This window comes from bacterium, assembly GCA_021372535.1.
Taxonomy (GTDB): Bacteria; Latescibacterota; Latescibacteria; order Latescibacterales; family Latescibacteraceae; genus JAFGMP01.
Genome location: JAJFUH010000036.1, coordinates 38448 through 55166, shown reverse-complemented (window position 1 = coordinate 55166; position 16719 = coordinate 38448). Strand labels below are relative to the sequence as shown.

At 50.6% G+C, this 16719-nt stretch carries 11 protein-coding genes; all 11 read right to left on the bottom strand.

Annotation, left to right across the window (positions count from 1 at the left end; genetic code table 11):
* Positions 1–514: 514 nt before the first annotated feature.
* The 11 genes from LLG96_03475 to aspS all read right to left on the bottom strand — a co-directional run bounded on the left by LLG96_03475 (position 515) and on the right by aspS (position 16713).
* A complete protein-coding gene (locus tag LLG96_03475) occupies positions 515–1672 on the bottom strand; it encodes a bile acid:sodium symporter family protein (protein ID MCE5249259.1) in 1158 nt (385 codons plus the stop codon).
* Positions 1673–1723: 51 nt separating this feature from the next.
* The gene (locus LLG96_03470) at positions 1724–3940 is read right to left on the bottom strand and encodes an acetylxylan esterase (protein ID MCE5249258.1); all 2217 of its coding nucleotides are present in this window, start codon (positions 3938–3940) and stop codon (positions 1724–1726) included.
* Position 3941: 1 nt separating this feature from the next.
* Positions 3942–6371, bottom strand: coding sequence for a leucine--tRNA ligase (gene leuS / locus LLG96_03465; protein ID MCE5249257.1), 2430 nt, complete (start codon positions 6369–6371; stop codon positions 3942–3944).
* A 365-nt stretch (positions 6372–6736) separates the two neighbouring features.
* Positions 6737–7177, bottom strand: coding sequence for a hypothetical protein (locus tag LLG96_03460; GenBank protein MCE5249256.1), 441 nt, complete (start codon positions 7175–7177; stop codon positions 6737–6739).
* A 235-nt stretch (positions 7178–7412) separates the two neighbouring features.
* Positions 7413–8408, bottom strand: a complete 996-nt coding sequence (locus tag LLG96_03455; GenBank protein MCE5249255.1) for a flippase-like domain-containing protein — start codon at positions 8406–8408, stop codon at positions 7413–7415.
* A gap of 56 nt (positions 8409–8464) precedes the next feature.
* Positions 8465–9472, bottom strand: a complete 1008-nt coding sequence (locus LLG96_03450) for a Gfo/Idh/MocA family oxidoreductase (protein ID MCE5249254.1) — start codon at positions 9470–9472, stop codon at positions 8465–8467.
* Positions 9473–9727: 255 nt separating this feature from the next.
* Positions 9728–11011, bottom strand: a complete 1284-nt coding sequence (locus LLG96_03445; GenBank protein MCE5249253.1) for a hemolysin family protein — start codon at positions 11009–11011, stop codon at positions 9728–9730.
* Positions 11005–11457, bottom strand: a complete 453-nt coding sequence (gene ybeY / locus LLG96_03440; protein MCE5249252.1) for an rRNA maturation RNase YbeY — start codon at positions 11455–11457, stop codon at positions 11005–11007. The genes LLG96_03445 and ybeY overlap by 7 nt, the downstream gene beginning before the upstream one ends.
* On the bottom strand, positions 11454–13778 hold the full coding sequence (locus tag LLG96_03435; GenBank protein ID MCE5249251.1) for an HDIG domain-containing protein: 2325 nt from the start codon (positions 13776–13778) through the stop codon (positions 11454–11456). Before LLG96_03435 ends, ybeY begins: the two co-directional genes overlap by 4 nt.
* Complete coding sequence (locus LLG96_03430; protein ID MCE5249250.1) at positions 13775–14779, bottom strand: PhoH family protein; 1005 nt, start codon at positions 14777–14779, stop codon at positions 13775–13777. Before LLG96_03430 ends, LLG96_03435 begins: the two co-directional genes overlap by 4 nt.
* Positions 14780–14946: 167 nt before the next feature.
* On the bottom strand, positions 14947–16713 hold the full coding sequence (aspS, locus tag LLG96_03425) for an aspartate--tRNA ligase (GenBank protein MCE5249249.1): 1767 nt from the start codon (positions 16711–16713) through the stop codon (positions 14947–14949).
* Positions 16714–16719 lie beyond the last annotated feature (6 nt).

Genomic DNA, 16719 nt, shown 5'->3' with positions numbered 1-16719 from the left:
ATCATGAACCATTCCGCTTTTTTCGTCTCACTATCTGCGACAGCCACACCTGTTATTCCTGAACATGACAATTACTTGCTCACTTCGAAATAATATTATATCTTATTAATTATCAATAAGATATATTGGCACAGCATTATGCGGAATATTTTCTGGCACAGCATTTGCTCTTTATATCGCCCAAGAATGAGGCACCACCGTTAGATTCAGAGGCAATATAAAAAATACTGATCCTCATGCAATTAACGGTGGTGCTGATCATATAGAGATTGTCATACTTTCCCCTTTTCAGCCGTGTCAGACTATATAAAAAAAACCTCCTTTTCGGGAGGTTTTTTTTATATAGGAATAAAGGAACAGAGAGTCAAAGGAACAAAGTGGCAAAACAAAATGAAAAAAGAACAAGTCGGAAGGCACGGAGAGTTTGAAAGGATTATTGCCTGAAACACTTTCAGGTACTAGCCCGGTGATCCTAATTTACTTTCTTTGTCTCTCTGCCACTATACTCTTCCATTCAATCTCTGGCTTTTTTCCTTGACCACCATGATGCGAGAATCGCGCCGGAAATATTATGCCACGAGGAGTACACAACTCCCGGAACTGCGGCAAGCGGGCTTTTAAGCACACTCAGTGCAAGACCCGCGGCCATGCCGCTGTTCTGAAGCCCGACTTCGACGCTGATGGTGCGGCAGCTTGTTTCTCCGAGCCTGAAAAGCCGTGCGCCCCAGTAACCGAGTGTAAGACCCACGGCATTGTGGACTATCACCGCGGTAACGATGCTGATGGCTATCCTTCCGATAAGAAGCTGGCTCCGTGCACCGGCTGTAAGAATCGAGCAGGCGAAACATATGGCGAACATCGCGAATCCGGGAAGGCTTTTCATGATGAAATTAGAAACGGAGAGCAGACTTCGGTGCATTTCGCCCATTTTTACCAGTATTTTATTGACGATGAGTCCCGAACCGACCGGTATGATCACCATCTTAAAGATCGAAATCATCATATCCCAGAAATTTATCTCGACATATGCTCCCGCGAGCCATTTTGACAGCGCAGGCGTAGTGAACGGCGCGACGACCGTGGAAAACGCGGTCATGGTGACCGAGAGCGCCACGTTGTTCCCCGCAAGGTAATTGATGACATTGGATGCGACGCCGCCGGGACTTGTACCGACCAGCACGATTCCCGCAGCCACTTCCGAGTTCGAGGTAAATGTCATGGCAACCGCTTTCCCTACAAACGGCATGACGGTATACTGAAGCGCAATTCCTATCAGCACTGCCTGGGGCATGAGAAATACACGCTTGAAGTCGCTGAAGCTCAGGGTTGTTCCCATACCGAACATGATAAACTGAATGAGTGGAATGACCAGTACCTTGAGCTGAAAACCGTTCCACGAGGTAAAAAATCCCGGATAGAACATGGGGGCGGTGACAAACGCAGCCATCCAGAGGGAAAACGATGTCGCGGAAAGAACCGGGCGACTCCTCACATACACTGCAAGTGTAACGGGAACCGCAATGGCAAAAGGACCGATATAACAGGTGTGACCGGTCAACAATAAAACAATAATTATGGCAGCTGACAAAATACTGATCGCGAGTAAAGCATTAGCGGTTTTTTGCGTTGAACGCCGGGAACCTGACCCGTCGGAAGCTGCCTGATTATTCATAAAAGAATTCTCTCCGTAATAAAGTACATGATAGGGTGACTGACATGGATATCATTTTTCAGTCGTTCCGTTCTGGAGCCAGCCGGTGAGCGCTTCACGGCTGTCCGTTCCCGACATAACGCTGAATCTGTTTTTTCCTCCACCGCAGAAAGTATCGAGCATATGCGTATACCGGTCACACGTTTTTTGCGGGAGGGATTTCGCGGCGCAGTCGACAGGATTGTAAACGAGAACTTTCCCCGGCGCGAAAACGCAGAAGAGATCGATCAAATCGTATGCGGTCAGCGCCGAAGGAACTACGGTAGAGCCGATGGTCTGGTCATAACGTTCCTCCGTAACCGCCGATTCCCACGATACCGGCGAATCGATGAGCGCCAGAGCGGAAATATGGCTGTCGAGGACTGCCGCATGCAGAAGAGCGGGGCCCGCGATCCCGACTCCTATTCCGGTGATACGCTCCGGAACGACGCAGTCGAGCGATTTCAGGAACACGCATGCACGGGCGATGTGCGAGGCCTGAATCCCCGTTATGCTCCTGCCGATAAGCTGAGCGCCGAATATGATGTTGTAGCTCACCCCGCCGATGACGGAGTCTCCCTGGTTCGTGTCGACCGCTAGCTCGCCAAACCCGGGAAGATCCGGCGAACAGACGCAGTATCCCTTCCGGACGAAATCCTCGATTTGTCCTCCCGGTTCCGCGCCGGTTTGTTTTCCCGCGGGATTCACATAAAGAATCGCCGGATACCGTCCCCCGCCGGTCGGCACAAACAGCAGGACAGGAAGAGGAAGGCCGTCCTCACCATCGAGAATGTACTTTTCGATGGTGTAATCCTCACGGTTGAAGCGGCCGCAGAAAACCGGCTCCTTCATCGTTCCGGGAGAACGGTACCCCGAAAGTCCGGAAGCCGAACCGCGTATCCTCGAAGCATACTCCGTTGTATTCATCCGGTTTTTTTGGAGCTTTCCGAGTATCGCCACGGCATCCTCTGCGATCAGATCGTGGATGGTTTTCGAGCCCGAGGTGACAGCCTGTCCGGTCTTTGTGACACGGAGAAGATCGGGGCTTATCGGCGTTATCGTTTCGTCCGTGTAATTCGACTGCATGCCGAATGTGTGCAAAAAGAACCGGTAGACCGCCTCACGGTTTTTCAGCGTCGACTGGTGCGGGGAATCGTCTTCGACCATGGACAGGGACTTCGATGCGCTCACCGGTGGAATCGCCTGTAAGCTCGTCACCGTTTCCCGTGCGCCCTGGATACTGAAAAAATCACGGGTGGTGGTCACGACGAGCGTCGGCTTCAGATCACGGGCAACCAGAAAATCGCCGTGGTCGAGACCGCTCGAAATCTGTCCGAGGAGATTCTGCTCCGCATCCTGCGGCCCGATAGACTGGAGCAGCCGCCTGAAGCTCGTAATGTAGCACTCGGGCGCCGCCGCAGCAATACGGGTATCCATGGCACCTAAAAACGCCGACATGGTCCCTCCGCCCGAGCGGCCGTGCACAACGATACGCTGAGGATCGACATCGGGCCGCGCTGTCAGGTAGTCGACCGCGCGGATGCAATCCCAGAGCCTGACCATCGCCATGGTTCGCCCGAGGAAGAGATACTGCAGGCCGGCATATGAATGCTCCTGTGTCGGGCCTCCGACGTACGATGTTCCTTTTTCCTTATCGACGTACTGAAGCCGTTCGCCCTGCCCTGCCGGGTCGATGGCGAAAACGAGGAATCCTTTCCGCGCAAGATTGAGAATGACCTGCTGGTAAGCCTCGCTCCGGAATCCGTCAACCGTGTGGCCGCAGACATAGAGTACCGCGGGAAGACGTCCGGGCGCATTCGGAGATTTAAAAACAGCGCCTGTGACCCAGAATCCGGGACGAGACTCGTACACAATCTTTTCGACCGCAATCCCCTCGCGCTCGATCGTACCGGTAACACGCACGTTGAGGGGAGTTTTCGCGGGCAGCGGGCCGAATGCGGCGTCAAGCTTACGGTGAACAGCCGTGGTATAGGACGTATATTGATCGACGGAACGGATTCCGGCAAGGGTCTGGTCACGGGCATCGAGAAACCGGTATGATTCGCTTGCGATAAGGTTATAGAGAGCATTCTGAGCGTTTTCGTGGGCTTTCCATGTCTTCAGGACGGAAAGATCATCCTGCGCATTGGCCGCGCCCCCGATAAACACGAGCATACAGAGAACAAAGATGCTCAGAGCCATTGATCGTCCCTGAACACGGGCGGATTCGAAAAAAGTGAACGGTTTCATGCTATTTCACCACGATATTTACGAGTTTACCGGGTACATAAATAGTTTTCACAATCGTTTTACCCTCGGTAAAACGCATGACATTCTCATGGCCGACAGCGAGCGCTTTTGCCTTGTCCTCCGGAATATCGACCGGCGCCCGCATAGTTGCCCGGACTTTGCCGTTCACCTGTGCGACAAGCTCGAAGGTATCGACGATAATCCTCGATTCATCCCAGACGGGCCACCCGGCGGTAAAAACGCTTTCACGGTGACCGAGCATCTCCCACAATTCCTCGGCAAGGTGCGGACCGAACGGGGCGGTAAGCCGCACGAGAACCTCGACCGCATCCCTGCCGACTGTGTCGCGCTTTGTAATGCCATTGAGAAATTCCATCATGAACGCGATGGCTGTGTTATATTCGAGATTTTTGATGTGCTCCGTCACATCGCGGACGGTTTTGTGTATCATGGTAATCATTTCCTGATCATCCGGCTGCGCCGCGGTTAAAACGCCAGCGAGAACGAGCCTGTAGAGACGGTCATAGAAGCGGCGGACGCCGGTGATACCCTTGTCCTGGAAATCGCCGCCCTGGGTGTACGGCCCGAGAAACATGAGGTAGGTCCTGAAACAGTCTGCGCCGTATTCATCGATGAACTCGTCGGGATTCACCACATTACCGCGGCTCTTCGACATCTTTGCGCCATCCTTTATGATGAGGCCGTGCGCTCGGAATTTTTTGAACGGTTCATCGAAGTCGATGTATCCCATATCATGAAGCGCCATGGTTATGAAGCGGGTATAGAGAAGGTGAAGCACGGCATGTTCGTTTCCCCCGATATACATGTCGACGGGGAGCCATTTCCGTGTCCGCTCCCTGTCGAAAGGCCTGTCGCTGTATTCGGTCGACGGGTACCGGAAAAAATACCATGCCGAATCGAGGAAGTTATCCATGACATCCGTCTCGCGCTGTGCCGGACCACCGCACTTGGGGCATGTCGTATTCACGAACCCGGGATTGCGCGCGAGCGGAGAATGACCCGAGCCATCCGGCCTGAAATCCTCCATCTCCGGCAGGAGCACCGGGAGATCGCTTTCCGGAACAGCCTGTGTACCGCATGTATCACAATAAACTACCGGAATCGGCGGTCCCCAGTACCGCTGACGGGAAATACACCAGTCGTGGAGGCGGAAATTGATCTTTTTCTGACCCTTTCCCCTGTCGGCGAACCACTGGGTGATTTTTCCGATGGCATCCACCGAGGGAATACCATTGAACTGGCCCGAATTGATCATGATTCCCTCGTCGGTATATGCGGCGGTAAGATCGTGACCGGAACCATCGGGCGATATCACCTCGATAACGGGTAGATCGAATGTCCGTGCAAATGCAAAATCACGCTCGTCATGGGCGGGAACAGCCATGATCGCTCCGGTGCCGTAACCGATAAGGACATAATCGGCGACCCAGATAGGTATGGGGAGGCCGGTTGCCGGGTTTATCGCATAACCGCCGGTGAAAACGCCCGTTTTCTTCCCTGCCTCATCAACCCGTTCCTGTTCGGTTTTGGCAGCGGCAGCACGGACATAGTTCCCGACCGCCTGTTTCAGTTCCGGTGCTGTGACTTTTTCGACAAGCCCATGTTCCGGCGCGAGCACCATGTACGTGGCGCCGAAAATGGTGTCGGGGCGGGTTGTAAAAATACGAAGTTTATCATCGCATCCCGCAATGTCGAAATCGATTTCTGCGCCCTCGCTGCGGCCTATCCAGTTACGTTGGGCGGTTTTGGTAATCTCTGACCAGTCGATGACATCGAGGTTCGTGTGGAGACGGCCTGCGTAATCGGTTATCCTGAAAAACCACTGGCGCATGTTTTTCATCGTCACCAGAGAACTGCACCGTTCGCATGCGCCGGAAATGACCTGTTCATCGGCAAGCACTGTCTGGCACGAAGGACACCAGTTGACCGTGGCGTCCGCCTGGTATGCGAGCCCGTGGTTGTATAACTGGGTAAAAATCCACTGTGTCCACCGGTAATACAGTTTGTCGGTGGTATCCACCTGGTGCGACCAGTCGAACATGGCGCCGATCATCTTAAGCTGGGTGTCGCGGAAGCGAGCGATATTCTTCGGAACGAGCTGCGCGGGGTGCAGCCCCTTCTTCAACGCGAAATTTTCCGAATGCATGCCGAAAGCGTCAAATCCGATCGGTTCGAAAACATCATAGCCGGTCATTTTCATGAATCTGCCGTAAATATCAGACCCCGTAAAGGCATAAACATTTCCCACATGGAGACCCTCGGCGGAGGGATACGGAAACATCATCAGGTTGAAAAAAGGCCTCTCTGCCCTGTCCAGATCTACTCGATAATCACCGCGTGTCTCCCATCGTTCTCTCCACTTCTTCTCTATGGTCCGGTGATCGTATTTCGCTTCTGTGCTTCTGTTCATTCGTCCCTCACTAGTATTTTCATATAACGAGTTTCATTTATTCAATGTACCTGTAACTTTCCAATATAACAAACGGAAAACATTGATTCAATTACAAATCGAAACCTTTGAAGTAATTATAAGTAACGTGTTCCCGGATGTATGATATAATGTTTTCTTCTCTCTCCTGTTTACGGAAGAGGGGCCGAGTGTGAGGGTAATATTGCCAGCATCCCTGACCCTTCTCCCATGTGTGGAAAAAAAGAACTCATAACCAATATGAAAATGTATTGCTGAGCGTAAAGGTCATGACGGAGAATTCCGGAATTCATGAAGCGGAGTGAAATATATCGTGCGGAAAATTACGAACTGCCTGTATTGCATTACTACTTTTTCTTGAGGTCATCGATTGTTTTCTGGAACTGATCGATTTGTTTTCCTGTTTCGAAAGGCCGGGATTCATCCTGTATTTTGAAAAGTTTCATGAGAGCAGGCCCAAAAAGGAGCAGAGAAACAAAAATAATCATCACCGACGTCATGATAACGACCCAGTCAACCCTGAACCCGCCTTTTTTGCCTGCTTTAGGGGGAATTTTCCTTTTACGCTGCGTCGAGCGCTTAACCCTGAAACACTCGATATCGATATTATTCCTCTGCGCCAGTTGCATGATGGCTTCGGATTCATCTTCATCACGGACAATAATCCGGAGCGTGGTGTTCGGGTTATCAAGGATCGATTTCCATTTGAGAACGGTGGCTTTCTCGTTAAAGGTTGCCCCCTCCTCAATACAGACAGCGATCCGTTTATGGTGTTCGGAAATGAGCATATCCGGCGAAGTACCTCTCCAGTTTCCCGGAACAGAAGGACTTTCCGAGATAAAATCGGAATAGACTGTCGTTCCTTTTTTCCGGTATTTGAAAAAAAGGAATTGAAGAAGTCTCTGATTATCATGTGTGGAATTTACGGGCATGGGATTATACTTGTTACCATATTATGAGTTTTGATTCATACCAACTGTTATTTTATAATCCTTTGGAATCAATTGCAACAGAAAACTATTCTCACTCTTCTTCATTCATAACAGACAACAGCGAGTTTTTGTCGTCCATTTCAGGCGGTTTGTGAAATTCCGATCTTCCCGAAAGACTCAAAAAACCGATACTTCCCACAATCATGATCAGAATGAAGTATACGAGACGGTCCAATCCCGCCGAAAGACCCGACAGGCCGACTTCTTTCCCCAGCATTCCGGCTGTCCAGGCGCTCGCAATCTCAGCAATTCCCAAACCTCCGGGCATAAAGGTCACGATTCTGAAGAAATTACCGACAGTCAGGATGACAACGCTTTCCAGGAGGTTCACCGAGCCCGAAAACATCGACAGCGCTATCATGAACCTCAGCGAACAGAGCAGGTAGTACACAATTTCAACAGTTACCAGAGTCGCGACAAGCCGGTGATCCGAAAATATTTCCCTGAGCGAATGGAGAAACAGGGCGATTATACGGGGAAAGCGCTTGAGGTTGAGGGTGATATTCGCCGCGCCTATGAACACCGCACAGAAGATGATAAGCAGCGCGAAAAACACCGGAATCATCTTGTCATGGGTATATCCCAGCAGGTAAAAAATCAGATAAGTAATGATTCCCAGTATCCCTGAGGCAAGAATGAAAAATACGATATAGGTAAGAATAAATGTGATGTAAGAATGAAGACGGACGCCGTATTTTCGTGACAGATAGTAGCCGGTGCTGAAAGTCCCCGCCTTCGGAACAATATGATTGATGGCCTGCGACAATCCGAACATGAAGAATGACCTGACCGCGCCGAGATCGTAACCGACCTTGCGTATCATGAGACGGAAACGGACGGATTCAACCACCAGCGTCAGAACATTCAATCCGAGCAGGAGGGATATATTCAGCGCGGTAAATCGGGCATGCGAGGCAAACCGGTCATAGTTCTTCACCGTATAATGTATTGCAAAAAAAAGTATCCCCGCAAGCAGCAGATAGCGGAGAGCCATTACAGAAAATTTTTTCCAGTGTGCAGTGTTCATTCTTCCTGCCGGTTATAAGGTAACGGAAACAAGAAAACGGTTAATCACCGGTGTCATCATGAAACCGTGACTGGAATACCTCCCGACTTCAGCGAGCGCTGGCCCGCATCGAGCACCTTGGTGACGATGAGCCCGTTTTCTCCGTCGGTGAGGGGTTTCGTATCATTTTCGATGCAGGTTATAAAATGTTCGCATTCAATTTTCAGCGGCTCGGCCATCTTAACGGCCGGTAAAAAGATATTCCCGTCCCTGAGCGACAGGAATTCCCCGTATGACCCATACTCACCGGACTTCTGAACACCCTTGTCATAAATCTTGATTTTTTCGCGGGGCTCCATATCATCGAAAACAATCATCTGCCGGGAACCGACGATAGTCGTGCGCCGCACCTTGTGAGGATCGAGCCAGCTCACATGTACATTGGCTATCTTGTTGTTCGGAAAATTCATGGTCAGGAAAACGACATCCTCAATACCATCCTGAAGGTAACACTTTCCGCATGCACTTACCGAAACCGGCTCCATTTCCATCAAATAGAGCGCCACCGAAATATCGTGGGGAGCAAACGACAGCAGCGCATTCTCGTCGTTCCTCACTTTCCCGAGGTTGAGGCGCTGGCTGTAGAGATAGTACAGATCACCGATCTCACCGTTATTGATATACTGCTTGATCATGGCGATACAGGGATGATAGAGAAGAAGGTGGCCGACCATGAGCTTCAGGTTTTTCCTGCCGGCAAGCTCCATAAGCTCGCGGGCATGATCGACCTGCAACGCTATCGGTTTTTCGACGAAAACATGCTTGTCCGCAAGAAGAGCTTTCCGGGCAATCTCATAGTGTAAACCCGCTGGAGCGCCAATAACGACAGCCTGTACCTCTTTATCCTCAAGAACTGCCTCATAACGTTCTGTCACCCGGATATCAGGAAAGGTCTGAGATACCGAATTCAGAACGGCAGGAGAAACATCCGCAACATATTTCAAACGGGCAGACTTTAATTCATTGAATGTTCTGACAAGGTTTTTTCCCCAGTACCCCGAGCCGATAATACCTACGACCTGCATACACACTCCTTCACAATCAGTTTATTGCTGAATCAAACAGTATCAATTTCGTATGATTCCATGAATTTGATAAAAAAATTCCCTTACATTCGTATTCGGCATTATAACAATATCAGTAAACAATACCCCGGATTTTTGCAGCACATCAGAGGACTGAGGGCAATAACGTCCAAAGGTATGAGGTGGAAATTCATTCCCTTGTTCAGGCTCAAAGGGTAACCACAGGGAGTTACCCCGACGGCATGGAGTTGATCGTCATTTTCCGTGCTCCGTATCAGTATCCGAGGGTTCGTTGAGTTTCACAAGAACCTTGGATATACGGTTACCGTGGATTTCCCTGATCGTAAAGGTGACATTCTCCCATTCAACGATTTCACCGCCCTGCGGGATGAATCCGAGCTGATTGTAAAGAAAACCGCCGAGAGTATCAAAATCCTCGTTGGGAATCGAGGTATTGATCATCTCATTGACATCATCCACGTCCAGTCCGGCATCCATCAGAACAGTCTGTTCGCTCAGCCAGAGGGCGCTCTGTTCCTCCTCGTCATACTCGTCGTTAATCTCGCCCACGATTTCTTCGAGGAGGTCTTCCATGGCGACTATACCCGCCGTGCCGCCATATTCATCGACAACGATGGCGATGTGCACCTTGGCAATCTTGAATTCCTTGAGGAGAACGGAAATCTTCTTCGTTTCAGGAACAAAATAGGCATTCCGCATGATTTCGGTGACGACACAGTTTTCCTTCCCCTTTTTGGCAATGGCCGTCAGGAGGTCTTTTGCATAGATTACGCCGACAATGTTGTCCACCCTGCCGTCGTAGAGCGGTATCCGGGAATGGCCTTCTTCTTCAAAAATCGCAATGAGTTCATCCATCGAAATATCTTTTTTGGCAGCGACCATATCGATACGGGGAACCATGACCTCGCGGACAGTCGTGTCGGAAAATTCCAGAATGCTTTCGATCATTTCCTTTTCTTCCTGCTCGATTACGCCATCCTCGCTCTCGGATTTGACAAACTCGATAAGCGCTTCCTCTTTCACCGCAAGCTCGATATTTCTCTTAATCAATATAGAAAGAAGCCGTTCGAGCGAATACGACAGAGGAAAGAGAATGACATGAAAAACCAGAAGGAAATAGGCAAGCCGCGAAACGGTTTTTTCATAGTCACCCATGGCAACGAGACGCGCAACCAGGACATCCATGAGAATGTATGCTGTAATTGCCACACAGCACGCTGCAAAACCGATCTCGAGTATACCCAGCCCCAACTGTCCGTAATACCGGAGAAAATATGCGTATAAAAGAATGGTACCGACCACAATCGAGATTATTTTCCCCGTTTTGAGCATGAGATGAAAACGTCGTTTGTTGCTGAGAATTCCAAGCACGACCGATGCGCCGCGGATATTGTTTTCCGCAAGCTTTTCGAGCGAATCGCGTGAAATGAATCCTATCGCGATTTCCGCTCCTGAAAACATGATCGATGCCAGAAGCGCGGCAAAAAATCCCGCCAACATCACTACAAAAATTAACACGGCAATCCCCCGGAGCTGAAAAAATCATAAACAAGCTTCTCCGTATCACCGGTCATGGACCGGTATGACTCATCGGTATCGTGAACTCGTCCTGTCAGGTGAAGAACACCATGAGCGACCAGGCGGATGATTTCCTCCTCGAACCGGACACCATATTCTTCCGACTGGACTTTTGCCCGGTCAAGGGAAATATAGACCTCGCCTTCAATTTTTTCCGATGGCTTTTCCGACAGATTGAAACTCAATACATCGGTCGTCCCTTTCCGCTTTCTGTACGATTCGTTCAATTCGGTCATCTTTTCGTCGCCGATGAAAACCACATTGATTTCGGCATCCGAAATCCCGCACGATGTAAGGATATATATGGCAAAATCCCGGATACGTTCGCTGCCCAGGGGCAGAACGCCCCCGATTTCTTCACTTTCAAGCACATCGACGGTGATCAATTCCGGCCCGCCTCTTTTAAATCCATACCGGCGGAGGTCGTTTTCTCTCCGTTCCCGGTATTTTTCTTTTCATTGATCTGCCACGGATATTCGATACGTCCATGGTGGGAGCCAACGAGTATCGGGAGGAAACTACCCTCGATATCGTGGAGGTCCTTGAGGGTAAGCTCGCATTCATCGAGCTCTCCCTCGATGAATCGTTTCTGGATAATGGTATTGATAAGCGTTTTCAGGCGGCCCGGAGACCGTTCCCGGACAGACCTGCTGGCTGCCTCAACAAGGTCCGCGAGCATGACAATTGCGGCTTCACGGGTTTGCGGCTTCGGCCCCGGATACCTGAATGCGGACTCGTCAACCTTGTCGTTGCCTGCATCCTCGACCGCTTTCTGATAAATCGATGCCATGAGACTTGTCCCGTGGTGCTGGCGGATTATATCGAGAATGTCCTCGGGAAGCCCGTGCTTTTCTCCGAGCTCAGCGCCCTCTTTGACATGTGAAACGATGACGAGAGCGCTCATATTGGGCGAAAGACGGTCATGGGGATTTTCGCCGCCCATCTGGTTTTCGATGAAATATTCGGGTATGATCATTTTACCGATATCATGGTAATACGAGCCGACCCGTGCAAGCAGCGGATTCGCGCCGATCTTTTCCGCCGCGGCCTCCGCAAGCGTACCCACCACGAGAACCGAAGAGAATGTCCCGGGCGCTTTAACCGCAAGCTCCTTGAGCAGCGGATTGTTGAGATCGGAAAGCTCGAGGAGCGTTATATCGGTAGTCACCTTGAAAACACTTTCGAGGAGCGGCAGGATGCCGATGGCGATAATGGGGCAGAAAAAGCCGTTGATCGCCCCGATGAACATGTCATAACCCACATCATTCCATGATGTGTGGGTCAGCCAGTCGTTTGTGGATGCAATGGAAATCGCCATGGTGAGCGGAAGAAAAAACATGGAGCGGTAAAACTCCTTCCTGTGCCGCACTCTTCCGACAGTCACCGCACCGACGCCGCCGGCAAGAAAATAAATCACCCCTATGCGGAAACCCGAGCCCGGCAGCATCGATGCCGCAATGAACGCGACCACAATCGAGACCATGATACCGAGTTCGGAATCATACAATATTGTTGTCAGTATGGAAGCGATAGCGACGGGTATCAAAAAACCCGACAGGATGCCGCTCCAAGCGGAATAGAATGCAGCGGAAAGCGGGATGACCGTAATCAATGTCAGCAGCAGCAGCCGTGGAAACGAAAAAAAGATTTTCCGGCGATACAGAAACAGATATCCGACAAAAATACCGATGATGCCGAGAGCGATGATAATCTTCCCCAGAGCGATCAGATAGTGCTCGCGGGGATTTTCCATGAACGAGCGCCGGGACAGCTCTTTTTTCAGCGTTTCGAGCGCTGCGAGGTGCTGGGCGGTAACCTGTACATTAGCATCGATAATCCGCTCATTTTTCTTATAGGAAACGATGAATTCCGTGACCGCCATGCGGGCCTCGCGCCGTTTCTCCATGGATCGATCCCTGTTATACCATACATTCGGTCTTACCAGACGGTTTGCGACTGTCTGTATAATACGGAGATTCGTCTGGCTGAGACGATTCCCGAACGAATCATCGAGTTTCTTTCCAACCAGTTCGCCGGCTTCATCCGCTCCCAGAATATCATTCACCTCCATGATGGTTGTTTTTTCCCCATCTTCGAGTGTAAATTGATCATCGGTCAGTGCGAGAACATCTTCTCTGCGGGGGACAATAAAGAGCTCAAAAACGTCATCGAGCGCTTTTCTGATCGTCACCTTTATTCCCCGGGAAACGGTGCTCCGTGAAGTACGCATAATCGTTGCGAGCGAATCAATGTAGGAATACTCAATCCTCCCGAACATTTTCTGCGACTCATTCCCGACAAAGGAATCGGTGTGGCGTTGTACCCGTTCTTCCACTGCCTTGAAAAGCGAATCGATTTCCTCATTCACCGTCTGAGGAACAGTCCTGTCAAATGTAAAAACGGGGAGTGTCGAGTATTCGGCGTTGAGCTGTTCCTGTTCGAGCTCTTTCTGCGGTTTTGGAACCACAAAATCAAATGGAGCAATTTCGCGGCGCGGAGAGATATCGCCCTCTTTCAGGTTCGGAAGAGAATAGACTATCCAGCCGGCGCTTTTCGATACGAGCGAAAGATACAATGCGGAAAAAGCGGCGATCACAAAAAGCCCGAGCAGAATGCGGGCAATGAGGCTCCGGTAATCCTGCGTGATCTCGGTGCCGAGACCAATCGTTATTTTCTGGGATTTAAACCGGGAGAAAAACTTTTTCACGGCAGATTATCCCGTTTACCATCATTGTTTTTCTGAATCTGCTTCGACTCATGATCCGAATAGGCATTGATAATATTCTGAACGAGCCTGTGCCGCACCACATCACGGCTGGTCAACCTGATAAACGCGACCCCCTCGATACCGGAAAGGATAGATTCGACAGCAAGCAGGCCGGAATGATCGTTCTGCGGGAGATCGATCTGTGTTACATCACCGGTTATAACCATCCTGGAATTGACACCGAGCCGTGTGAGAAGCATCTTCATCTGACGTTTCGTGGTGTTCTGCGCTTCGTCCAGGATAATATATGCATTGGCGAGCGTCCTGCCTCTCATGTAAGCCAGCGGAGCGACCTCGACCACATCCTGATCCTGAAGCTTCTGAAGTTTTTCAGGGCCAAGCGTATCGATGAGAGCATCATAGAGCGGGCGGAAATAGGGCTCCACTTTATCCCTGAGGTCACCGGGAAGAAATCCGAGGCTCTCTCCCGCCTCGACCGCAGGTCTGCAGAGGATTATCTTGCCGACCGAACGGCTCTTGAGCGCCGAAACCGCCATCGCGACTGCCAGGTATGTTTTCCCCGTTCCGGCAGGGCCGATGCTGAACACGATATCATTTTCCATCATCGCGTTGAGGTACAGACACTGGCCGAGCGAGCGGGGCCTTATCTGCCGCCCCTTTGCATTCAGAATAACGGTTTCGAGGCCGACCGGACCTGCCGGGCCGCCGCTTTCAAGGTAATCGAGAGCCGAAGATAACGTATGCTCGTCAAAACGTGTCCCCGTCGCGATAAGGGCATCCATTTCACTGATTATCTTCGCCGCCTTTTTGGCAGCTACTTTATCGCCGGAAATTTTTACGGCTCCATCACGGCAGACTACCTGAACACCATACCTGTCTTCAAGAGCCTTTATATTGAAATCTCCACAACCGAACAGATCAAGATAATTCGAACTTGACGGGTAAACAAGTTCGACGGATTCCGTACTCAAATCGTTCAATCACCCCTTCAAAAAAAAATTCCCGGAAACCTGGGTCTTCCCCGGGAATTCAAAAAGATTTTTGAATTGCTCGAACCATGTTTTACGATATGATATCATACAGTATTCATAATATATTTTTTTGCCCGAAAGTCAAGTGAAAGTTATGGCCGGGCGTCAAGCACACATCAGGTTTTCCGTACACTCAATCCGAGTGTAATGAGCTGATCGCGCGTCACTTCGGACGGTGTGTTGTCCATAAGCGAAATGCCCTGGTTGGTTTTCGGGAATGCGATGACTTCCCTGATCGATCCCAGTCCTCTCAGGAGCATGACAAACCGGTCAAAGCCGAAAGCCGCACCGCCATGAGGCGGAGCTCCGAACTCGAGCGCCTGAAGGAGATGACCGAATTTTTCCTGGGCATCCTCCGGCGATATTCCGATTTTTCCGAGCATGCGCATCTGCAGATCGCTGTCATGAATTCTGATGGAACCCGATACGATCTCTGTCCCGTTTATGACAAGATCATATGCCCGCGAGCGGACACTTAACGGATCGGTATCGAGGAATTTGATATCTTCCTCCATCGGAGAGGTGAACGGGTGATGCATCGATACAACTTCTCCCGTTTCGGCGTCCTTTTCAAAAAGTGGAAATTCCGTAACAAACAGAATATCGAACCGTGAGCGGTCAATGAGATCGAGGTCCTCGCCAAGCTTGAGCCTTACCGCCCCGAGGGTTTTATTGACTACGGCGGGTTTATCGGCGACAAAAATGAGAAGATCGCCCGGAACCGCATCCATTTTACCTATAAGCTCTTTTTGAACCTCAGCGCTGAAAAATTTCACGATGTTCGATTCGAGTCCCTGAGCGGTCACTTTCATCCATGCCATACCGCCGGCGCCCTGTTCCTGCGAAAAAGCGATAAGCCCGTCCAGCCTGCTTCTCGACATGGAAGCGCCATCCCTGACATTGATCGATTTGACAAGCCCGCCGCTCTCGATGATACTCCTGAACACCTTGAAATCGCTTTTCTGAACGATATCGCCGACATTGACCATTTCGAGGCCGAACCGCGTATCGGGTTTGTCGACACCGTACCGGTCCATTGCTTGAACATAGGTTATCCGTGGAAATTTCTCGGCGAAGGTCATGTTCATGTTCTTCCTGAAGATTTCCCTGACGAGGTCCTCGACAACCTGCAGAACATCGTCCTCCTCGACAAAGCTCATCTCGAGGTCGATCTGGGTGAATTCGGGCTGACGGTCTTTTCTGAGGTCTTCATCCCTGAAACACTTGGTTATCTGGAAATAGCGATCGAACCCGGAAATCATCAGAAGCTGCTTGTAAATCTGCGGCGACTGCGGAAGCGCATAAAATGAGCCGAACGTCCGTCTCGATGGCACGAGGAAGTCGCGGGCGCCTTCCGGGGTGCTTTTCATGAGAAACGGTGTTTCTATCTCCACAAAATTGCGTTCCAGCAGAAAGGTGCGTACGACTGCCGCCACCTGAGAACGGAAAATGAGGTTCTGCTGCATTTCCTGACGCCGCATATCGAGATACCGGTACTTGAGACGGATTTCCTCGCCGACTTCCTTGTACTCATCAAGCGGGAACGGTATCGGCTTGGACCTGCCCAGCACTTCTATATCATAGCATGTCACTTCAACTTCACCGGTTTCGAGCCGGGGATTGGTCATTCCTTCCTTGCGCGGTTCCACGATACCTTTGACGCTTATCACCCATTCCGGGCGAATGTGTTCGGCGGCGGCATGGGTTTCCGCATGCTTTTCAGGGTTAAAAACAACCTGGGTCAGCCCCCAGCGGTCGCGAAGATCGACAAAAATCACACCGCCGTGGTCACGCCGGCGGTGCACCCAGCCTGAAAGAACGACGTGTTTCCCATTATCGGATAATCTCAACTCGCCGTTGTTGTGTGTTTTACGTAGTCGCAATTCAAT